This window comes from Bacillus sp. GMa5/1, assembly GCF_050172015.1.
GTDB classification, from domain to species: Bacteria; Bacillota; Bacilli; order Bacillales; family Bacillaceae_G; genus Bacillus_A; species Bacillus_A cereus.
Genome location: NZ_JBNLYC010000090.1, coordinates 1 through 18442, shown reverse-complemented (window position 1 = coordinate 18442; position 18442 = coordinate 1). Strand labels below are relative to the sequence as shown.

The window sequence follows — 18442 nt, the reverse complement described above, 5'->3', positions numbered from 1 at the left end:
GCCCATTAATAAGGGCTTTAAATTGATTTATTGAATAGTAACGAAATGATTAAAGAATTTTGTACGTTTAGATTTATTGTAAACATATTGATCATTAAATTTTTTACCCCAAGACTGATCTTCAACTTTTAAATCTTCAATCTTAAATCCAAGATAGGTATTTAAAGAATCTCTATCCAAGTTAGTACTATATGTTTTCCCATTGAACGGCAGAGTAATTTTTACTGTATTCAAATCTGGAAATTGTCTTAGTAATCTCGCAGGTTCACTTACAAACATTTTCTCAATAGCATCTCCAGTTGAAAAATATTGTTTATATAGTTCCTCTGTGACGTTGCTATCTGATTTTGCTAATTTATAAGATGCAAATGAATCATGGAATGTAATTTCAGCTTCTTTATTATTAAGTTTCATATCCTTAATAAAATTGCCACCTCTAATGTTTTGGGCATAGGAAGTAAATTCTTTTTGTTTTTCTTCAGCCTTTTTTTGTTCCTCAGCTAATTTCTTTTCTTCAGCTTTTTGTTTCTCCTCAGCTTCTTTTTGTTCTTTAGCTTTTTGTTTTTCTTCGGCTTTTAGCTTTTCTTCAGCTTCCTTTTGTTCTTTATCTTTTTGTTTTTCTTCGGCTTTTAGCTTTTCTTCAGCTTCTTTTTGTTCTTTAGCTTTTTGTTTTTCTTCGGCTTTTAGCTCTTCTTCAGCTTCTTTTTGTTCTTTAGCTTTTTGTTTTTCTTCGGCTTTTAGCTTTTCTTCAGCCTCTTTTTTCTCTTTTTCCTTTTGTTTTTCCTCGGCTTTTAGCTTTTCTTCAGCTTCTTTTTGCTCCTTAGCTTTTTGTTTCTCTTCGTTTTTTTGTTTTTCTTCAGCTTTTTGTTTAGCGAGAATTTCTTGTTTTTCTTGTGGTGTCATGTTCATGTTAACTACAATTAATGAAATAATAGATAAAATAAAGGCTATACCTGTAAACTTAAAATATTTCTTAGTGTTTGGTTTCTTTTTTAAACGAAATACCAAAGATGTGATTAATAAAATAAACGTGGCCAGCATTGCTATTGCAAATAGAAATGAGAAAAATATTTTCATTTATGTAGCTCCTAACTTATAAAGTTGTATTTTAAATTCATATTAATAACTTTTTAAACGAGCAACACTTTCTGGAATTCCATAGATCTCAGCTATTTCTTGAATTAATAGATTTGTATCTTGATATTCAGAAATCATTTCATCAGGTAGTAAGAGTTCGACTGCAAATGTATTTGCTTCGATCTCTAATCGATCTACAGAAAAAAAGGTTTTATTTCTTAAAAATGGAGTATTGGTTTTGGGTTGTAATAGAGCATACCAAAATTAAAAACTTTAGATTACTACAAAAAAATTCTGAAATTGCTTTACCTTTTTCGAGTTGTTTAATTACTTGCTTTGTTGCAACTGGCTATTTTATCTTGATAATCAAGTGCCTGTTTTTTTGCAATCGGATTGTCATCCATTTGTTCTAATTGAGATAACACAGAACGTGCTGTATCGCAATCCATTTTTTCAATTTCTTGTCTCTCGAATCGTTCACGGCGAGAGGCTGCCGCCCTATCAAAAGCTTCCTCTTTCTCTTTGGGATCAGCGGCTTGAAGTTTTCTTATTTGCTCCTCCTTGAATCGCTCTAATTCGGGCCCTTCTATTTTTGGTGCCGATTGATTACTGGAATCATTTTCTTCGAGTTGTTTTTGTTTTTCTTGATTCTGATGTTGTTCTGCTTTGGCTGCTTGTTCTTGCTTCGCTTTTTCTTCTGCTTGGCGTTGGGCTTCAGCTTCCTGACGTTGTTGTTCTTCTTGCTTCATTTTTTCCTCTGCTTGGCGTTGGACTTCAGCTTCTTGACGTTGTTGTTCTTCTTGTTTTAATTTTTCTTCTACCTGACGTTGTTCTTCTACATTCTTTGTTTCTTCTTGTGCGTGTTGTTGTTCTTCTTTAACTGGATTGTTAGTATCACAACCAACTAGTCCAATAGATAAAAAGAGTGCTGTAAATGGTACTAGGTACTTTTTCATTATTAATCCTCCATAAGTTAATAGAATTACGTCTGCTTTCTTAATAAACGTAAGTTTTTAAACGGGCGAATCCTCCAGGAATCCCATGAGCCTCCGCAATTTCTTGAATAGATAAACGAGTATCTTTATAAGCAGAAATCATTTCATCGGTAAGTAACAATTCTACAGCAAATGTATTTGCTTCGATTTCTAAGCGATCCACTGAAAAGAAGGTTTGGTTACGCAAGAAGGGGGTATTTGCTTTAGGATGAAGTACAGCATGACCTAATTCATGTGCACAAACAAATTGTTGAGTGGTTTCGTTAATTCGATTATTAATATGAATGAATTTAAAGCGTTTATAAGTGTTGTAAAAACCAAGAGTATTCCCAAGGTCTTCAAACAACACTATAATATCTTTTCGTTTAGCAATTTCAAAGGGGTTTGTTGTGCCGTGTTTTTTTACGATTTTCAGTACGTAGTCTTTAATCTTCATTTCTCGCTCCGTTCAATCTTTTTTGTACTTGTTTGGAGTGAATTTTTGTTTGGCTAATTGTTTTGCCATGCGCATAGAGTTTTCTAGAGAAATACGAATCATTTCTTTTGTGTGTTCATCTATTGGTTCTCCATCAAACATTAAAGCATCTTCGCTATTTTCTAATTCTTCTAATGTTTTTTCTAAATCACGTGCAATATCACGTTCTTCTTTTTTAGAAAGTTTGTTAGACCTACCCAATAATTCGTCTGTAGATATTTCATATAAATCAGCTAATTTTCCTAATGTTGTTGTATCAGGATCACGATAGTCGCGTTCATAATTTGAAAGGACAGTATTTGTAATACCGATTTTTTCGGCGACAAACTTTTGAGACCATTTGCGTCTTTCTCTTTCTTTTTTTAATCTATAGCCTAAAGTCATAGTTTATCCTTCCATTCTTCCATTTGTCTTTTCGTTAATTATTTTAACAATATTTCACGTTATGTGAAACTTTATTCACTAAAAGTTAATGAAGTTATTGACTTTCACGTTACGTGGAATTATTATTGATACATAAGGTTCACGTTACGTGGAATGAGGTGGTGTTAAATGGAGATTAATCAAAAGATACGGGAATTAAGAATTTCTAAGGGTATTTCACAAGTATTTATGGGAAAAGAACTTAGTATTTCTGTATCAGCTTATAACATGAAAGAAGCAGGGAAACGTTCGTTTAAAGCACAAGAATTAAAGTGTGTTGCAAAAGCACTAAATGAACATCCATCAATTTTTTTTGAGTAAATATTACACGTAAAGTGGAATTTTTGATGAAACTTGTGTAAAAGTAGGTGAGAAAATGCCAACAACTAACATGGCAGTACCAACAGACCCGTCGCATAAACATATAAAAAGCACTTCAAGAGGTGACACCATGAGCCAACAAGAAGAATATGCGGCGACTTATGAATTCGGAAAAACGAAAGTCCATGTTGTGGCTCCTGAGCCAAAATCACAAAAGGATATTGATAAAATCCGTCAAGCATATTACAAGGCTGGTTGGGCCATCATCAAAGAGATACAAGTAAAAGCAAACGTTGAGGAATAGTTCCTCTCTTTTTATACGAAAAGTAGACAAGTTACATATGTACTAAGTTCATTGTAACCATTTGAAAACTAAATATGGAGGCGAACAGATATGGGAACAAGCATATACTGCAATTCAGCGATAGGGGAATTATTACAGAATGCTAGAGAATGTTGTGACAATGTTCAGCTGAAAACGAAGAAAGGGCTATCTAAGTACCTTGGTATTACACATGAAAGATTAACCCGTATTGAATCAGGACTTTCTAAACCAGAATTTGAACTTGCGATGGATTGGTGCCATGCAACAGGAGCAAAGTTGAATCAACAAGCAATCAAACATATTTATGGTGTTGGATTACCGCCTACAGATCCACGCTTAACTCAAGATGTGAATTTACAACTGATGAACTACATTAAACAAGCTGAAGAGGGGATTGCGGCAGCAAAGGAAATCATGAACTTACAAGTTACAACAAGGTCATGGAAGCATGATGAAAAAAAGAAACATGAATACGCAGTTCATGCAAAAGAAATCTTCGATACAATCCAAGCTACTCAATGTGTAGTACAAGCTCTTGAGCAAGTTCATTTTGGCATTATGGAACAAATACAAAGAAGTTGGTTGCAAAAGGCTATAGCGGAGAACGTTATTATTCAATCGGTGGATAGCTTAATGAATTTAACAAAGGTGCTTTAAGGGAGGAAGGAAAATGACAGTAGATTATAAGAAACCGAGTCTAAGAGAATACAAGGAATTAATTCGATATGATGCAAAACTAACTGGTGAAATTAAAATAGCAGAATTACTTAATGAGGATTCAAAAACAGTTGAGTTAAAGCAAGAGAAGAAATTGTTGGGAATTCGAATCAAAATTATAGAAGCATCATTTATTTTGAAGCATAAATGGGTAAATAAAAAAGCTACCGCCTAGACAACAGTAGCTCTGAAAAATATCGTAAAGCAATTATAACATTATATAAATCATTTGGACAAGCCACTGTGCTTGTCGTTATGACCAGAAAGGGATTGTTCCTCCCATACCTCTACAATGTTCCTTTCTGGTTGTAACGATGCGTACAGCATCAAATTAATTAGAAAGGAGATGTAATTCATGAACGATAAAAACAATCGTCTTCATGATTTAGTTCTTCCTGGGGATTTTTCATTTGCGAATAAACTTCGTAACTGTATGAGTGAATGTATTCATAACATGTTTAATGCAGAATCAACCGAAGAATCAAATCACTGGGAAGAAGAGCTGGAGCGATGTATAAGGGAATTTAAAATGCTTCGTGATACAAAAGAGGAACATGAGGCATCTATGAGTTATCGTGTAGTTATTAAAGATTTAAGAGCACGAGGAGTTAACGCTTCGTTAGTAACACGTAGAAAATAAAAAGATCTATCACTTGGCAGAGTGATAGACAAACGGTCTTGCAAAAGATCTTGGGATTAATTATATCAAATTAGCAATCGTATAACAACGGAGTGTGCTACATGCTTTTAGACAAATCGTTACATAGAGTGTTGCTGAATCCTAAAGTGTTTCAACAAGCAACATCAGAGCAACACCTAATTTACTTAGTAAAACAATATCTCAAAATAGGATACAAGAATTATCGCTTATTACGTGTAGAGGGCGGATTCGCGATATGTAAACGGGAGGATGAATAATATGGCAGTTTATAGACCAGTACATGTTTCATTTTGGCAGGATTCATTTGTTTTAGATCTTACACCGGAGGAGAAGTATTTCTATTTATATTTGATGACAAACAGTAAGACGTCTCAATCAGGAATTTATGAGCTTCCACTTCGTATCATTGAAACTGATACAGGATATAACCGTGAAACTGTTATGAAGCTATTAGAACGTTTTGCTGAATATGGAAAAATTAATTACAACAAAAAAACAAAAGAGTTGTTCTTAATCAATTGGTTGAAATTCAATCCAATTAAAAATGTAAACATTGAAAAGTGTGTCTTAAAAGAGATTCAATCTGTGAAGGATCAGGATTTTTTAGTTGATTTCTATGAAACTTGTTTGCAATTAGAAAAAGAGCAAGATTTTAAAATCCCTCGTATTAAGGAGTATTTATCAGTTCGTTTGGAGGGGCTTATAAGGGGCTTCCAAGACCCTAGCAAGGAAAAAGAAAAAGAAAAAGAAAAAGAAGAAGAAAAAGAACAACAACAAGAAGAACGCGCAGGCGCGGAAGAAGTTGTTGAGGTTAATCCAATTTCTTTTTATGAACAAAACTTCGGACTGATTACACCTTTTATTGCAGATGGTATTCATGCATGGATAGATGATTTAAATGCAGAGCTAGTTATTAAGGCTATGGAGATTGCTTTAGAGAAGAATACGAGAAACATGTCTTACGTAAATACGATTTTAAGAGATTGGCATCTTAAAGGTTTTAAAACAGTAACTGATGTTGAGGCAGCTGATAAAGCATTTCGTGCTCAGAGATTAACAAAAGCGCAGCAACAGACACAAGCACCTTATCAACAAAAAGGTTTATCGGAATCTACTAAAAACGTAATACAGCAGCAACAAGCATGGGAGCAGAACATTCCAACAGAAGAAGAACTTGCAGTACTTAACCAACAGAATGCGTGGTTGGCCAAATGAGTAACGATATGATTCGCAATGTTGAAGCTGAACAAAGTGTTTTAGGTAGCATAATCCAAGAAGGCGATTTAATTAAAGATTGTCAGCTAAAGGTAAAACAGTTTTCTTTACCAACACACCAAGTGATTTTTAAGGCGATGAGAGAATTAGAGGATGCTGAGATTCCGATAGATCTTGTTGCTCTCATTGGAAAATTCGATGAAAACTTTATGCATCAAATTGGAGGAATCGAATTCTTTGTAAACTTAACAGAAGTTGTTACGACCACTAAAAATTTCTCGTATCACGAAGGCTTAGTTATCGAAGCTTGGAAAATGCGACATGCTCAGGAGGTTGCTGGTAATTTATATAACCGCCTTCAGCAAGATAGGGATATGAGTGCTATTAGTACATCAATTGATGAATTAAGCGCCATTGAAGAAACGGGTTACTCAGATGAATTTAACTTGAAAGATACGCTTGTTGATTTGTATAAGAACATGCAAATTGATGTAGGAGATTTAACTGGTATACCAACTGGTTATGACGACCTGAACAGAATGACAGCAGGGTTACAAGAAGGTGATTTAATCATTGTCGGTGCCCGTCCTTCAATGGGGAAAACAGCATTTGTATTAAACGTTGCTTTTCATGCAGCAAGTGCTCATACAGCAACAGGAATCTTTTCACTAGAGATGGGAGAAGAGCAGCTACTAAAGAGAATGATCTCAAGTACTGGAAATATAGATGCTACGAAATTAAAGAATCCTAAGAAGCTATGTAATTTAAAGGATTGGGAAAAGATTAGTCAAGCGATGGGATTAATTAATGATTTGCCATTAGAGATTTACGATAAAGCAAATGTCACGATGCAAGAGATTTATGCTAAAACTAGGAAATTAAAGCGTAAGTACTCTGATAAAAAGGTTTTAATTGCAATTGATTACTTGCAGCTTATTGTAGGGGATCCAAAGCATAGAGGGAACCGCATGCAAGAAATAGGTGAGATTAGTCGTAAGTTAAAACTGATGGCAAGAGAATTAAATGTATGTGTAGTTGCATTATCACAGTTAAGTCGTGCGGTAGAAAGTAGGCAAGATAAGAGACCGTTGCTATCTGATTTACGTGAAAATGGTCAAATTGAGCAAGATGCGGATTTAATTGCATTCTTATACCGTGAAGATTACTATGACCGCGAGACAGAAAATAAAAACATAACGGAAATTATTTTAGCGAAACAGCGAAATGGTCCAGTTGGTGTTGTTGAACTAGCATTCATTAAAGAATTTAGTAAATTTGTAAATTTAGAGAGAAAGTTCAATCATCAACAGGAGGCTTAATTTAATCATGTTGTTACGTCAGGAAGTAGAACGTAGAAAACTAATAATCATTCGTAAATTATTGGGGTTAGGATTAGCTGAAATTAACGGACAAACATTAGATCAACTAACGTTAACACAGCTTGAAGGAATCCTAATTGCAGGATTGCAGGTATTGGAGGGGAAAAACAATGCCAAAACAATTAACAATTTTTGATGTGGAACCAGTTGTATCATTTGATCCTAAGAAAGCTCATATTCAGCGTTTAAATTCAAAATTAAGGTATACAGATGTGGTTGTACAAATACCACGTCAGGCCAAAGCAATCGATGAATTAAAACCAACGACAGCGCCTGATGAACGTTACGAATTATTTGAGGATTATACAATTGGGATTTGGCGTTATAAGCGAGTGGAGGATAAAGAATTTGTGTGGGAAGAGGCTGAAGAAATATGTAAGAGAGCAAGGGATAACAAAGAGCCGATTCCAATACGGCTTCATTTATCTTTTGAACAATCATTTGTTCCAGAAAATGTTGTGCGATATTTGTAGACAAACAAAAAAGCCGAGATTGCTCCCGACATAATTATTCGACAAAGTAATTATAACATATGGGAGTGATTGTGGTGGGAATTAGAAAAGAAAATCTTATAGAAATGACAGCTGAAATAGATTTGAAAACAAACGGAATATATATTGTTAAAAATGGTCAGGTACAATTAATAGAACCACCTCAAGGTGGATTTGGTGAACAATCATTTATATATCAAAGTGGAAAAGTAATTCGTATGGATGAACGGAAAACACAATTAATTTAATGGGAGTGTGTATGGAATGAATACAAATATTATAAATCTATCAAGGTTATTTCAAATGCAAAAAGTATTAGACGCAAGAATTGGTAAGGAGCATGGTTTGGAAGGAAAAGATTTATTACCTAAGAAAATCTTAGCTCTTCAAGTTGAACTTGGAGAGCTCGCTAATGAATGGCGTGGCTTTAAGTTTTTGATAAAAATTTTAATGACGAAAGTAGTGGGCAGAGTGAAATGTTCGCGCAAGGATATACAGAAGCTGGCTTATAAGTTGCGGATTGAGGTGGAGGAGTAATAATTTACAAAATATACTATATTTCTATTTAATTCCTTATATAATAATAGATAGATTGAAAAATAAGGGGGTGAAATGATGAATATTGAAACATTTAAAATACCTATGGATGTAGCGTGGCCAGTTTTAAAATGGATATTTATCATAATAGGTAGTTACGCTGTAATAAATATTGCTGTCATGTGGATGGGTTTTAAGTCAATGACAGTTAAAGGTACGATTATGCTGTTTAAAATTTTGATTAGTGCAGGGTTGTTTGGTCTTACTTTGACATTTCAGTACAACCCTGATGGACAAGAAATTTATTTCAAGTGGCCTGAAGAGATTACGTTAATACAAATGTTTTTATTGCCGATACTTTTTATTGATATGTGCACAAGCATTATCGATATCTTAGATCCAGATAGCTATAAATAATTTGTTATTCAAATTTATATTTTTATGATGAAAAAGACAAAAGTGATTATGAGGGCAGCGCAACAATAACGATCAATAAGAAAATGGACAGAAATATGATACCCGTAATCGTTGAGGATATAGCGAAAAGAAATAACGCTAAGGACGTTATCATCCGTAATTATCAATTACTTCGAGAAAAACGAGGTCGAAAAATTTAGAACAAAATAATCCTTTTCTAATAAAAAGTTACTAAAATATGAGAAAATGATACAATAATAACAATTACACATTTAGTCCTACTGGAAGAACCAGCGGACACTGAACTATAGAGCATTAGTAATATCGCTCTATAGTTCGGTGTCCGCTATTTTGTTTTTATTAACAAAATATATAAGGGGTGTTTTTATATATGACGCAATTAACTTTCTTACCTAAAATTGATCGCAAAGCAACGCAGATTCGTGTAGAAGAGATTCTTGAAAACGTTCGTATTTATAAACAATTTGGGATGATTAGACATGAGATGAAGGTTACAGCATCTAGCGAGGTAAGATATCACGGTCCGACAAATATAGTAGGGAAGCCAGCTGAAGATATTGCTTTAGCAAATGTTGCTATGAGTGAAAGAGAAGTGAAACTACAACGTTTATCTTTTCAAATTGATAAGGCATTAAGTCGTTTTAGTAAAAACCAAAGGGATATTATTGTAAAACGATATTTAGAAGATGAAGAAGTCTTTGATTACATGGTTTATAACGAAATTGGTATGAGTGAGCGTACGTATAGACGAAATAAATCTAATGCTTTTTATAAACTAGCTTTTGCTCTTAGATTAGAAGTGTATGAGACAGAAGAAACTGGAGGCAATGAATAATGAATTTTGTTCAACCAATACGTGATCCAGAGCAAATACAGCAATTAAAAGAGTATTTTAAGGAAAAGAGCTTACGTAATTACATTCTCTTCATTATGGGTATTAATACAGGTCTCAGAATCTCAGATATTTTGAAATTGAAAGTAGGGGATGTTAAAGGCAGTCATATATCTATGCGGGAAAAGAAAACAGGGAAACAGAAACGAATACAAATTACTGCAGCACTGAAAAGAGAACTTAAATGGTTTATTATAGAAAGGGAAGACAATGAGTATTTATTGCAAAGCAGACAAGGTAAGAATCGTCCAATTGGTCGTAGCATGGCATATAAGATATTAAGCGGAGCAGCGGCAGAGTTCGGGTTAGATGAAATAGGAACACATACGTTAAGAAAAACATACGGGTATCACATGTACATACAAACAAAAAACATAGCATTACTCATGGAGATATTCAATCACTCGTCAGAGAAGGTCACGTTACGCTATATAGGTGTAAACCAAGATGCAATGGATAAAGCAATGACTAGGTTTAAAATCTAATCATTGCTTATTTCTTTTTTTATCTAGGAGTATCGCAGCAGTTTGTAGAAAAACTATGCTAAGAGTATGCAAGATTTTATACAGTTCCAGTAACAAACAAGAACCCTAAAATCGCGTCAGGATAGGAATGTATAAAAAAATACATAGATCCATAGAACAAAAAAAGAAGGTTCCTTTGAGAGAGTAGAGCTCCTTCTTTTTCCTTGCTACCGATAATAGGACGTTATGTTAACCGAGCGTGAATATGATATACAGTCCACATGTTATGTTTGCGATCTCGACAACATAACGCAAATTTTATACGCTAAGGAATTATTAAGAGAAATAACCTTGATAAACAAACAAAAAGAAAAAGCGTGTTTTGAACAAAGATTGATCAAAACACACCTTTAGCTTAATAAGAAAACTCCTTATTCAAATACAACCATTTCTCCCACATCTATAAATCCAAATCTCTTATAGATATTTTTTCCATCATCTGAAGCTTGTAATACAACTGGTTTTTGTTTATCCGTTGTTTGATTTAGAAGAAATTGAAACATTTCACTGCCAATTCCTTTACCTCTAAATGTTTCTTTTGTCATCACATCATAAATACCATAACTATCTTTGCTTTCTATTAATAAACCCGTAGTTACAGGCATTTCATCTATGCATCCAATAAACATTTGAACTTCTGAACCTAATTTCACTTGAGAAAACTTATTAAAATAACTTTCTAATGCGTCTTTTTCTGGTGTACCCTCAAATAAGCTCATGAATACATCTATATATTTTAAAAGTTCTTCATTATTTTTTACATTAGTAATCATAAGTTGATCGGAAATTCTTTGCCCAACATTAAGAGTATTTTCAAGTTTCATCATTACATTACGTTCCGCTTCTTTTAGGTCATATTCTTGCATAAGTTTTGTCCAATCCTCGGTTAAATACTGAGCATCAATCCAAATACTAAAGGGATATTTTTCATGAGAAAAATTATCAATGCCATGTCTAATCTTAGCTGCATTTTTGATACTTGGAGATTTCGGCACTACTACATTGAATGTATCAGTAGGAATTCCTGTATTTGCTATGACGAAATCTTCTTCTATTATAAGTTCTCCACTAACTGTATGAGTAAATACTTTTAATTTTTCTTCTAAATTATTTATTACTAATTGTTGATTTGTAATCATGTTTTTGCACCTTTCAATTCAATTTAGCGCGCTTTTTTTATTATAAGATCAATTAAACACTAAATATACAGTGTTCACAGTATTTACATCCTCCCATAATATTCAGAAAACTATGAGGGGATTTGCATTAAGGATTCTATATATAATATGCCCATCTAATTCTAAAACCTTAAATGAAGAGTAATCCATAGAACTTCCAATAACGATAATTATGTAAATAAGCTGTCCACATGGGCAGCTTATTTTATTTTTTTACACAGCGTAGGTTATTTTGCAAAATGCTGGTGGTATCCCTATACAGTTACTCATAAATTTCGTACTGTGTAACTCAAAAGAGAAAGTTAAATGAAGTCAATGATACCAAGCGATTCAGCGAAGGGGGCAGTTACACACAATATAAGATATGGGTAAGTGGATGTAAATGTTATTATCTCGTTTATTTAAATGATAGAATGTTAAATAAAGAAAGGGGTGTAAACAATGGGAGAACGAGATGAAGAAGATAAACGTAATAAGAAAAAAGAAAAGTTAAGAGAAAAAGTAAGAATGGGGGTACAAAACGAAGCACAGATTATCAAGAATATACAAGATATACAAAAAAGTGCTATGGAGGCTATAAGAGCAATACAGCAACCTCTTATAGACATGCAAGATGTCTTTTTAGAAAATATGTACGTTTTTTCAGAGATAAACCAGCATATTACAGGTCTAATGAATAGCATTGATTGGGAATCAATAAGTGAAAAAGCATCAGAACGAATAAAAGAAATCGATAGTTTATTACAAGAACATGAGAAGAATTTTTGGTGCTTGGATTTTGAAATTCTTGATGCAATTGAAGATAGTGAGATGACTCAAGAGATTATATCAGAATATATTGATGAAAATTTGGACTTATACATAGAAGAAATTATTAAAGATCCTATGTATGAACTTCATGTAACCTTAATTCAGGAAACTTATGAAGCATATAAGAGAGGATTTTATAAATTATGTGCGATGTCACTTTTCGCAGCTTTTGAACACGTTATAGCATCATGGCGTGCAGGAAATATAAAGGCAGATGTGGTATCGATTAGACAAAAACCAAATGTGCGGAGATTATATTACAAAATAGAACCTGAGGTATATAGTGAAATAGAGCAAGAACAGTTTACAAAAGTTTTTGCTATCTCAGTATTTCGCATGTTTAAAAAAACTTTTGAGAAAATACCTGATGAGATATGTCAAGAGTTGAATCGGAACTCAATAGCTCATGGATTCTATGATTATGACTCTCTTACAAAGACAGACATACTTAGATTATTTCAGTTGCTTAAATCTACATTAGTAATAAGATATTTTGATATGAGTTTATTGGAAAATCCTAAAAAGGTGGCAGAGTCGTGACCGCTTTTTGGCAGTAAATGTACCGGTTGTTTTGGAATCAACGTGATATATTTGTATTGTGAGTAGTGGCGGAAAACATTGCTCACAAAATTCCTGATAACTGAAAATGGATCGCCATAACCGGTGGTGATGGTTGCAAATTGGATGAACAGTTGTTTCTCGAGTTCACATTCAATTGCAATTCACGTTGTGTGTACGGAGAAGGGCTTTTGCTCTTCTTTGAGCTAACAACATATCATGGTTGTTAGCTCAAAGAAGAATAAAACTTCATTTACTGTATGCAAATTCATCCTAGTAATAACACTTTCTATACATTTGGAATTATATATCGATAAAAGGATGCTATGTTTATTTGTCGAAATATAGAATGATAGAAAGGAGGTGTGCAAGTATGTCAAGAACACTGCATACAAGAGTTGTTATGGACAGTGGTAAAGAGTATGACCTTGATGTTCATCCGGAAGACTTTATGAGTCGTATCTCAAATGAAAAAGGTGAATTGTATAAAGGATTTGTTCATTTTTTTAACCTTTCAATAAATCCTCTACATATATCTTCAATTGAGACCGTAGAAGTGAAAATTGATGGAAGTTTAGGAGTTACTGCAAAGTCTGTGCTTAAACCATTTGTTACAGGGATTAAAAGAGATTAGGGAATAGTTAATATCTGAAATGTCGCTATCAATATAGATGGCGACTTTTTTATTTTGGAGGAGGATGAGATGAAAGTAGTTAGAGAGCATAATGGCAAGTATTATCTAACAGAGTATGATGAACCTCATGGTTGGTACGCTGCGGAGATTAGCTATGAAGCATTTAAACGGCTGGAGCATCTAGATGCTTTTAGTGATTTTTATAGTGTTGATTGGATAAAAGATGAGGATTAGGAGGATGAAAAGAACGGCTAATAACAAATTAAAGATTAATATTGATGCTAATACATCTGAAGCATTAAAACAAATGAAGGAAGTAACGGAAGCTGCTAATGAGTGTGTGGTTGCATTAGAAAAGTTGGAGAAGGTTATGGGTAAGTTTACAGGTAAGAGTGAATTGGATGGAATCACAGTAAAAGTTCCTACTGTTTTAGATGGGAAGACAATTAGTGAAGCTGTTTCTAGAATTAATCCAACGGCAAATACAATTGTTTCAAGAACATGCTAAGGAAAGATAAGGAGTGAGGATAATTGGACAGCGTTTTAAACGGTAAGATTGCTGCACTTGGTCTTATGTCTATTAATAAGAAAGCATATATCAAATACCTTAAACCACTTGAAAAAGCACACAAAAAGTCAGGAATAGATGTTAAGTATTATAAGCTGTATGGCGAGAAACCTATGTTTTATTCTGTGGAATATCTCATGCAAACATCAATAAAAGAATTACTGGAAAAAGATAAATGGAGAAAGGATTTAAGTGTAAGGGGTGATATAGATGTGTGAGGTTCGTAATGAGATTAACCATTATCATACTTCTAAATGTTTAGTGTGTGATCATCAGGATAGAGTTAATTATCCGTCTAAAGAAGAATATCAAGAAGTAACAGTTTGTCCTAAGTGTAATGGTGCTTTTGTAGATATGTGGAAGTTAGAGAAGTACAAACAACATATCAATCAAAATAAAGAATGTGAACATAGATATCAATTGATGGATAGTAAAACAACACAGATACAAGCTGATAATAAACAAGTATCTATCCATATCTTGGGGAGTTTCTATTGCGAGAAATGTCTTGATATTCAATTCCGTGGAAAGATTGAGGAAGGAGAATGATAGAATGCTATGGTTATTAGCTTATCTTATTGTAGGTATGATATACATTTCTTCTGGGATGTATTCAACTGTACTTAAGTTGTTAAAAGATGATAAAGGTGATCCGAATAAAGAGTTGATAACGATTGTGGTAACGTTAGTTCTTATTTGTATCTTCACACTAGTGTGGCCAGCATTAGCAACAATGAAGATAGCTGGTAAGTTTCATAAGAAGAAAGAGATTGAGAAGTAACTATGAAAGAATATAAAACTAAACAACAGAAGCGTAAGTTCTATGACAGTGGTGAGTGGAAGAGTATACGTGAACAAGTTAAGAAGCGTGACAACTATGAATGCCAAGAGTGTAAGCGCAATGGTAGTATTCGTGTGGACACTAATGAATACAGTGAGGGTGCTAAGCGTAAGAAGATTCAACTCGTTGTCCATCATATAAAAGAACTAGAACATCATCCAGAACTTGCATTAGAAATAGATAACTTAGAAACAGTCTGTGTGGATTGCCATAATAAAGAACACGGTAGAGTGTTTGTTAAAAAGATAAACAAATGGGAAAACGATGAAAAGTGGTAAAAATGATTCGATAATAACACCCCCCGGCTCGAGAATTGGGCTTTTTTTCGTCTAAGGGGCACCGGAGGAGGGGGTCGTTTTTCCAGATTTTTAAGTTGTTTCGTATAGGACCCCTACCCAGTATGAAAATATGATTGAATCGAGGTGATATTATGGCGGACATTGATGAGCGTGAGGTGCTAGTTAACAAAGAAAAAAATCGTTTAAAAAGATTATTTAAAGACATCCCACCTAGTAAGTTAAAAGTGGTTGAAGGATTAATTATTCAGGCAGCAAGATTACGAGTTTTATTAAATGAGATGTGGATGGATATATCTGAGAATGGTGACTATGAAATGTTCTCACAATCTGATAAAACAGAGCCGTATGAAAGAGAACGACCTGTTGCCCGGTTATATAATACCCGTGATCAATCATATCAAAGGGTCATTAAACAACTAACGGATTTGTTGCCAGAAGGAAATAATAAAAAAGAAATTAAGAAGTATTCGGCAAGTGATTTAATATGATTGTTCATAAGTATGTAAGTGAATATATAGAACTATATGAAACGGGAACAGTAGTATTAAATAAAGAACGCATCATGCTTATTCATTATTTAAAGCAAGATATATTAACCCGTAATAATCTACATTTCGATATGGATTTAATTCATAAATGTGTAACTTTCATAGAAAAGTGGCATTTCAAATTAAATTCCTTTCAAAAATTTTTAATAGCATTTGTATTTTTGTTTGATGAATATGAGGATGTTTATTTTGATCAACACTTCTGGATGATGGCAAGGGGTGCTGGTAAAAATGGATTGATTAGTGCATTGACACACTTCTTTATTAGCGAATTGCACGGTATTGAGCATTACAACGTATCAGTAGTTGCTAATACAGAAAGACAGGCTAAAACTTCTTTTATAGATGTTTATGAAAAGAATAAAAAACATGAAATATTAGATGAGTTATTTGTATCAACAAAACAATTGATAACAAATAAAGCTACTCGTTCGACTTTTGAATTTCATACGTCTAATGCAGGGAGTAAAGACTCGTTAAGGGACGGGTGTGTTATTTACGATGAGATACATAGATATGAAAATAGCGATGTTGTAGAAGTGTTCTCTAGCGGTTTAGGTAAAGTTCCTAACTCTAGGGAATTTTTTATTACCACAGATGGATTTGTTCGTGAGGGTTATCTTGACAAAATGAAAGAGCGGGCTATGAATATCCTGAAAGGGAAAGAAAAAGAAGATAGATTGTTTCCTTTTATTTGTAAGCTTGATAACGCTGAAGAAGTAGATAATCCTGATATGTGGGAAAAAGCAAATCCGATGTTTAGTAAGCCAATGAGTCAATACGCTAGAGGATTGTTTAAGAAAGTTATGCGTCAGTATAAAAATCTAGAAAACGATCCGTCTAATAGAGAAAACTTCATGACTAAGAGGATGAATATACCGGAAGTAGATTTAACAAAGTCTGTAGCTTCATGGGAAGAAATCATGCGTACTGGTTTTGAAGAAGACGGAGAAACACTGAGAGAAGTTCCAGATTTAAAGCACAAAGTAGCTGTAGGCGGTCTTGACTTCGCCAGCATCAAAGACTTCGCAGCAGTCGGCTTGCTATTTAAGCATGGTGAAGATTATATATGGAAAGGTCATTCATTTGTACGTAAAGGATTCTTGGACAAGGTGAAATTAAAAGCGCCTATTTATGAATGGGCTGAAAATGGCTTACTAACTATTGTGGATGAGCCAGTTATTAATATCTCTCATATTGTGGATTGGTTTGTAAAAATGCGTGAGATATACGGATTTAACACAATAGTAGCTGATACATTCCGTCTTGATCTTGTTAAAACAGCACTTGAAGCTGAAGGTTTCATATTGTTATATATTCGTAATCCAAAAGCGATTCATTCACTTTTAGCTCCACGAGTTGAAACGTTATTTGCAAACAATCGTATTATTTTTGGAGATAATCCATTAATGCGTTGGTACACCAACAATGTCTACGTCCACATCAAAAAAGACGGCAACAAAGAATACCTGAAAAAAGATGAATTTAAGCGCAAAACAGATGGATTCCAAGCCTTTATTCATGCATTATGGCAAGCGGATAACATTCTTGTGGATGAATTCGACTTTATGTTAGATGGTATTAAATTCTAATAAAGGGGGTGATAATCATTGGATGGCTGGATACGGTATTTAAAAGAAATAGTGAAGTAGGATTTATGTTTGATGTGGAAATGTTTATCGATAAAGCAAATAGATTACACATGAAACGACTAGTAATTGATACCTGTATATCCTTTTTAGGTAGAACAATTAGCCAGTCAGAATTTAGAGTGAAAAATGGTGAAGAATTTGAAAAGGATGAGCTTTATTACCGATTAAATGTTAGACCGAATAAGAATATGACAGCAAGTACCTTTTGGGAGAGTTTCATTTACAAACTTATTTATGATAATGAAGCGCTAATTGTACAAGCTGATGATGGTGATTTACTTATTGCTGATGACTTTGAGCATAACGAATACGCTGTGTTTGAAGATACTTTTACAAATGTCACCGTAAAAGATTATCAGTTTAAAAGAAGTTTTAAACAAAGTGAAGTCATTCATTTAAGATATCGGAATGACAAGCTATCACCGCTTATTGATGGGCTTTTTGCTGATTATGGTGATTTATTCGGTAGGATATTAAGCTCTCAAAAACGTAAAAATCAAATTCGTGCCACAGTTGATATGGACATGCTTGCTGCAAAGAGTAAAGATCACCAAGCAAAACTCCAAAATTTCATTGATGACATGTATAAAGCGGTTGGGGAAAATGATATTGCTATCATTCCGCAACAACCAGGCTTTAAATACGAGGAAACATCGGGTGGTGTAAACTCGGGTCAAAGTGTGGAAGAAATCAATAAAGTAACGAACGGTTTCTTAAATCAAGTTGCAATGGCAATAGGGATACCTACAGCTTTAATCTATGGTGAAATGGCTGATGTAGAAAAACAAACTAAAAACTACATGCTTTTCACAGTGAAACCTTTGTTGAAAAAGATTTCTGATGAAGCTAACGTTAAATTTTTTGAAAAAGAAGAGTATCTTTCA

At 33.7% G+C, this 18442-nt stretch carries 29 protein-coding genes and 2 pseudogenes; 25 read left to right on the top strand and 6 right to left on the bottom strand.

Translation table 11 applies throughout. The features are described from left to right. Nucleotides 1-27: 27 nt before the first annotated feature. The 5 genes and pseudogenes from ACQGSG_RS18950 to ACQGSG_RS18930 all read right to left on the bottom strand — a co-directional run bounded on the left by ACQGSG_RS18950 (nucleotide 28) and on the right by ACQGSG_RS18930 (nucleotide 2931). Nucleotides 28-1077, bottom strand: a complete 1050-nt coding sequence (locus tag ACQGSG_RS18950) for a hypothetical protein (RefSeq protein ID WP_426947812.1) — start codon at nucleotides 1075-1077, stop codon at nucleotides 28-30. Nucleotides 1078-1119: 42 nt separating this feature from the next. Next, nucleotides 1120-1335: pseudogene (locus ACQGSG_RS18945) on the bottom strand (ImmA/IrrE family metallo-endopeptidase); the annotation flags it as partial. 65 nt (nucleotides 1336-1400) lie between these two features. After that, nucleotides 1401-2033, bottom strand: a complete 633-nt coding sequence (locus ACQGSG_RS18940; RefSeq protein WP_325842595.1) for a hypothetical protein — start codon at nucleotides 2031-2033, stop codon at nucleotides 1401-1403. 40 nt (nucleotides 2034-2073) lie between these two features. Then, nucleotides 2074-2508, bottom strand: coding sequence for an ImmA/IrrE family metallo-endopeptidase (locus ACQGSG_RS18935; protein ID WP_098300744.1), 435 nt, complete (start codon nucleotides 2506-2508; stop codon nucleotides 2074-2076). A 12-nt stretch (nucleotides 2509-2520) separates the two neighbouring features. Further along, a complete protein-coding gene (locus ACQGSG_RS18930; protein ID WP_000172329.1) occupies nucleotides 2521-2931 on the bottom strand; it encodes a helix-turn-helix domain-containing protein in 411 nt (136 codons plus the stop codon). A 168-nt stretch (nucleotides 2932-3099) separates the two neighbouring features. On the opposite strand from ACQGSG_RS18930, the gene ACQGSG_RS18925 reads away from it, so the two are divergent. The 14 genes and pseudogenes from ACQGSG_RS18925 (at nucleotide 3100) to ACQGSG_RS18860 (ending at nucleotide 10431) form a co-directional block, all read left to right on the top strand. After that, nucleotides 3100-3291 carry a helix-turn-helix transcriptional regulator gene (locus tag ACQGSG_RS18925; RefSeq protein ID WP_325842596.1) on the top strand — a complete coding sequence of 64 codons (192 nt, stop codon included), beginning with the start codon at nucleotides 3100-3102 and terminating at the stop codon, nucleotides 3289-3291. 55 nt (nucleotides 3292-3346) lie between these two features. Next, entirely contained in the window at nucleotides 3347-3595 is a 249-nt protein-coding gene (locus ACQGSG_RS18920) for a hypothetical protein (protein ID WP_063537157.1), read from the top strand. A 90-nt stretch (nucleotides 3596-3685) separates the two neighbouring features. Continuing rightward, nucleotides 3686-4273, top strand: a complete 588-nt coding sequence (locus ACQGSG_RS18915; RefSeq protein ID WP_086407749.1) for a sporulation sigma factor-processing peptidase — start codon at nucleotides 3686-3688, stop codon at nucleotides 4271-4273. A gap of 13 nt (nucleotides 4274-4286) precedes the next feature. Further along, on the top strand, nucleotides 4287-4508 hold the full coding sequence (locus tag ACQGSG_RS18910; RefSeq protein WP_000215317.1) for a hypothetical protein: 222 nt from the start codon (nucleotides 4287-4289) through the stop codon (nucleotides 4506-4508). A gap of 180 nt (nucleotides 4509-4688) precedes the next feature. Further along, nucleotides 4689-4973, top strand: a complete 285-nt coding sequence (locus ACQGSG_RS18905; RefSeq protein WP_000998370.1) for a hypothetical protein — start codon at nucleotides 4689-4691, stop codon at nucleotides 4971-4973. Between the two features lie 279 nt (nucleotides 4974-5252). After that, nucleotides 5253-6209: a DnaD domain protein gene (locus ACQGSG_RS18900; RefSeq protein WP_325842598.1), complete on the top strand. Its 957-nt coding sequence runs from the start codon at nucleotides 5253-5255 to the stop codon at nucleotides 6207-6209. Further along, nucleotides 6206-7528: a replicative DNA helicase gene (gene dnaB / locus ACQGSG_RS18895; RefSeq protein ID WP_325842599.1), complete on the top strand. Its 1323-nt coding sequence runs from the start codon at nucleotides 6206-6208 to the stop codon at nucleotides 7526-7528. Before ACQGSG_RS18900 ends, dnaB begins: the two co-directional genes overlap by 4 nt. Before the next feature lie 7 nt (nucleotides 7529-7535). After that, nucleotides 7536-7724 (top strand): hypothetical protein, encoded by a 189-nt coding sequence (locus ACQGSG_RS18890; protein WP_325842600.1) that lies wholly within the window; start codon nucleotides 7536-7538, stop codon nucleotides 7722-7724. Next, nucleotides 7699-8061, top strand: a complete 363-nt coding sequence (locus ACQGSG_RS18885; protein ID WP_325842601.1) for a cell division protein SepF — start codon at nucleotides 7699-7701, stop codon at nucleotides 8059-8061. Before ACQGSG_RS18890 ends, ACQGSG_RS18885 begins: the two co-directional genes overlap by 26 nt. Before the next feature lie 74 nt (nucleotides 8062-8135). Next, nucleotides 8136-8327: a DUF3954 domain-containing protein gene (locus ACQGSG_RS18880; RefSeq protein WP_098963431.1), complete on the top strand. Its 192-nt coding sequence runs from the start codon at nucleotides 8136-8138 to the stop codon at nucleotides 8325-8327. A 31-nt stretch (nucleotides 8328-8358) separates the two neighbouring features. Beyond that, nucleotides 8359-8511 (top strand): annotated as a pseudogene (locus tag ACQGSG_RS18875) (dUTP diphosphatase); the annotation flags it as partial. 183 nt (nucleotides 8512-8694) lie between these two features. Then, nucleotides 8695-9033 carry a hypothetical protein gene (locus tag ACQGSG_RS18870; protein ID WP_325842602.1) on the top strand — a complete coding sequence of 113 codons (339 nt, stop codon included), beginning with the start codon at nucleotides 8695-8697 and terminating at the stop codon, nucleotides 9031-9033. 391 nt (nucleotides 9034-9424) lie between these two features. After that, complete coding sequence (locus ACQGSG_RS18865; RefSeq protein ID WP_325842603.1) at nucleotides 9425-9889, top strand: ArpU family phage packaging/lysis transcriptional regulator; 465 nt, start codon at nucleotides 9425-9427, stop codon at nucleotides 9887-9889. Beyond that, nucleotides 9889-10431, top strand: a complete 543-nt coding sequence (locus ACQGSG_RS18860) for a site-specific integrase (protein WP_277511188.1) — start codon at nucleotides 9889-9891, stop codon at nucleotides 10429-10431. Before ACQGSG_RS18865 ends, ACQGSG_RS18860 begins: the two co-directional genes overlap by 1 nt. 410 nt (nucleotides 10432-10841) lie before the next feature. On the opposite strand, the gene ACQGSG_RS18855 is transcribed toward ACQGSG_RS18860, so the two are convergent. Further along, nucleotides 10842-11609 carry a GNAT family N-acetyltransferase gene (locus ACQGSG_RS18855; RefSeq protein ID WP_325842604.1) on the bottom strand — a complete coding sequence of 256 codons (768 nt, stop codon included), beginning with the start codon at nucleotides 11607-11609 and terminating at the stop codon, nucleotides 10842-10844. 480 nt (nucleotides 11610-12089) lie between these two features. Here ACQGSG_RS18855 and ACQGSG_RS18850 point away from each other — a divergent pair, with 480 nt between their 5' ends. The 11 genes from ACQGSG_RS18850 to ACQGSG_RS18800 all read left to right on the top strand — a co-directional run. Further along, entirely contained in the window at nucleotides 12090-12998 is a 909-nt protein-coding gene (locus ACQGSG_RS18850; protein ID WP_426947806.1) for a hypothetical protein, read from the top strand. A gap of 391 nt (nucleotides 12999-13389) precedes the next feature. Beyond that, nucleotides 13390-13650, top strand: coding sequence for a hypothetical protein (locus tag ACQGSG_RS18845; protein ID WP_098877372.1), 261 nt, complete (start codon nucleotides 13390-13392; stop codon nucleotides 13648-13650). Between the two features lie 69 nt (nucleotides 13651-13719). Continuing rightward, the gene (locus ACQGSG_RS18840; RefSeq protein ID WP_426947804.1) at nucleotides 13720-13884 is read left to right on the top strand and encodes a hypothetical protein; all 165 of its coding nucleotides are present in this window, start codon (nucleotides 13720-13722) and stop codon (nucleotides 13882-13884) included. Nucleotides 13885-13888: 4 nt separating this feature from the next. After that, entirely contained in the window at nucleotides 13889-14158 is a 270-nt protein-coding gene (locus tag ACQGSG_RS18835; protein ID WP_426947803.1) for a hypothetical protein, read from the top strand. A 23-nt stretch (nucleotides 14159-14181) separates the two neighbouring features. Then, nucleotides 14182-14436, top strand: a complete 255-nt coding sequence (locus ACQGSG_RS18830; RefSeq protein WP_426947801.1) for a hydrolase — start codon at nucleotides 14182-14184, stop codon at nucleotides 14434-14436. After that, a complete protein-coding gene (locus ACQGSG_RS18825) occupies nucleotides 14429-14767 on the top strand; it encodes a hypothetical protein (protein WP_426947800.1) in 339 nt (112 codons plus the stop codon). Before ACQGSG_RS18830 ends, ACQGSG_RS18825 begins: the two co-directional genes overlap by 8 nt. A 4-nt stretch (nucleotides 14768-14771) precedes the next feature. Next, complete coding sequence (locus ACQGSG_RS18820) at nucleotides 14772-14999, top strand: hypothetical protein (protein WP_426947798.1); 228 nt, start codon at nucleotides 14772-14774, stop codon at nucleotides 14997-14999. Nucleotides 15000-15001: 2 nt separating this feature from the next. Beyond that, nucleotides 15002-15337, top strand: a complete 336-nt coding sequence (locus tag ACQGSG_RS18815) for an HNH endonuclease (protein WP_426947796.1) — start codon at nucleotides 15002-15004, stop codon at nucleotides 15335-15337. A 152-nt stretch (nucleotides 15338-15489) separates the two neighbouring features. After that, the gene (locus ACQGSG_RS18810; RefSeq protein WP_000763336.1) at nucleotides 15490-15846 is read left to right on the top strand and encodes a hypothetical protein; all 357 of its coding nucleotides are present in this window, start codon (nucleotides 15490-15492) and stop codon (nucleotides 15844-15846) included. Beyond that, nucleotides 15843-17498: a terminase TerL endonuclease subunit gene (locus ACQGSG_RS18805; RefSeq protein WP_325842610.1), complete on the top strand. Its 1656-nt coding sequence runs from the start codon at nucleotides 15843-15845 to the stop codon at nucleotides 17496-17498. The genes ACQGSG_RS18810 and ACQGSG_RS18805 overlap by 4 nt, the downstream gene beginning before the upstream one ends. Nucleotides 17499-17506: 8 nt before the next feature. After that, nucleotides 17507-18442: phage portal protein (locus tag ACQGSG_RS18800; RefSeq protein WP_426947794.1), on the top strand; the 936-nt coding region annotated here is incomplete at its 3' end.

Excerpts from the sequence above, each read along its gene's own strand:
- ACQGSG_RS18910 (WP_000215317.1), top strand. The coding sequence starts at position 4,287 with ATGACAGTAGATTATAAGAAACCGAGTCTAAGAGAATACAAGGAATTA.
- ACQGSG_RS18930 (WP_000172329.1), bottom strand. The coding sequence starts at position 2,931 with ATGACTTTAGGCTATAGATTAAAAAAAGAAAGAGAAAGACGCAAATGG.
- ACQGSG_RS18820 (WP_426947798.1), top strand. The coding sequence starts at position 14,772 with ATGCTATGGTTATTAGCTTATCTTATTGTAGGTATGATATACATTTCT.
- ACQGSG_RS18845 (WP_098877372.1), top strand. The coding sequence starts at position 13,390 with ATGTCAAGAACACTGCATACAAGAGTTGTTATGGACAGTGGTAAAGAG.
- ACQGSG_RS18855 (WP_325842604.1), bottom strand. The coding sequence starts at position 11,609 with ATGATTACAAATCAACAATTAGTAATAAATAATTTAGAAGAAAAATTA.
- dnaB (WP_325842599.1), top strand. The coding sequence starts at position 6,206 with ATGAGTAACGATATGATTCGCAATGTTGAAGCTGAACAAAGTGTTTTA.
- ACQGSG_RS18835 (WP_426947803.1), top strand. The coding sequence starts at position 13,889 with ATGAAAAGAACGGCTAATAACAAATTAAAGATTAATATTGATGCTAAT.
- ACQGSG_RS18805 (WP_325842610.1), top strand. The coding sequence starts at position 15,843 with ATGATTGTTCATAAGTATGTAAGTGAATATATAGAACTATATGAAACG.
- ACQGSG_RS18950 (WP_426947812.1), bottom strand. The coding sequence starts at position 1,077 with ATGAAAATATTTTTCTCATTTCTATTTGCAATAGCAATGCTGGCCACG.
- ACQGSG_RS18825 (WP_426947800.1), top strand. The coding sequence starts at position 14,429 with ATGTGTGAGGTTCGTAATGAGATTAACCATTATCATACTTCTAAATGT.
- ACQGSG_RS18885 (WP_325842601.1), top strand. The coding sequence starts at position 7,699 with ATGCCAAAACAATTAACAATTTTTGATGTGGAACCAGTTGTATCATTT.
- ACQGSG_RS18900 (WP_325842598.1), top strand. The coding sequence starts at position 5,253 with ATGGCAGTTTATAGACCAGTACATGTTTCATTTTGGCAGGATTCATTT.
- ACQGSG_RS18905 (WP_000998370.1), top strand. The coding sequence starts at position 4,689 with ATGAACGATAAAAACAATCGTCTTCATGATTTAGTTCTTCCTGGGGAT.
- ACQGSG_RS18865 (WP_325842603.1), top strand. The coding sequence starts at position 9,425 with ATGACGCAATTAACTTTCTTACCTAAAATTGATCGCAAAGCAACGCAG.
- ACQGSG_RS18890 (WP_325842600.1), top strand. The coding sequence starts at position 7,536 with ATGTTGTTACGTCAGGAAGTAGAACGTAGAAAACTAATAATCATTCGT.
- ACQGSG_RS18840 (WP_426947804.1), top strand. The coding sequence starts at position 13,720 with ATGAAAGTAGTTAGAGAGCATAATGGCAAGTATTATCTAACAGAGTAT.
- ACQGSG_RS18920 (WP_063537157.1), top strand. The coding sequence starts at position 3,347 with ATGCCAACAACTAACATGGCAGTACCAACAGACCCGTCGCATAAACAT.
- ACQGSG_RS18850 (WP_426947806.1), top strand. The coding sequence starts at position 12,090 with ATGGGAGAACGAGATGAAGAAGATAAACGTAATAAGAAAAAAGAAAAG.
- ACQGSG_RS18915 (WP_086407749.1), top strand. The coding sequence starts at position 3,686 with ATGGGAACAAGCATATACTGCAATTCAGCGATAGGGGAATTATTACAG.
- ACQGSG_RS18810 (WP_000763336.1), top strand. The coding sequence starts at position 15,490 with ATGGCGGACATTGATGAGCGTGAGGTGCTAGTTAACAAAGAAAAAAAT.
- ACQGSG_RS18940 (WP_325842595.1), bottom strand. The coding sequence starts at position 2,033 with ATGAAAAAGTACCTAGTACCATTTACAGCACTCTTTTTATCTATTGGA.
- ACQGSG_RS18925 (WP_325842596.1), top strand. The coding sequence starts at position 3,100 with ATGGAGATTAATCAAAAGATACGGGAATTAAGAATTTCTAAGGGTATT.
- ACQGSG_RS18860 (WP_277511188.1), top strand. The coding sequence starts at position 9,889 with ATGAATTTTGTTCAACCAATACGTGATCCAGAGCAAATACAGCAATTA.
- ACQGSG_RS18815 (WP_426947796.1), top strand. The coding sequence starts at position 15,002 with ATGAAAGAATATAAAACTAAACAACAGAAGCGTAAGTTCTATGACAGT.
- ACQGSG_RS18870 (WP_325842602.1), top strand. The coding sequence starts at position 8,695 with ATGAATATTGAAACATTTAAAATACCTATGGATGTAGCGTGGCCAGTT.
- ACQGSG_RS18935 (WP_098300744.1), bottom strand. The coding sequence starts at position 2,508 with ATGAAGATTAAAGACTACGTACTGAAAATCGTAAAAAAACACGGCACA.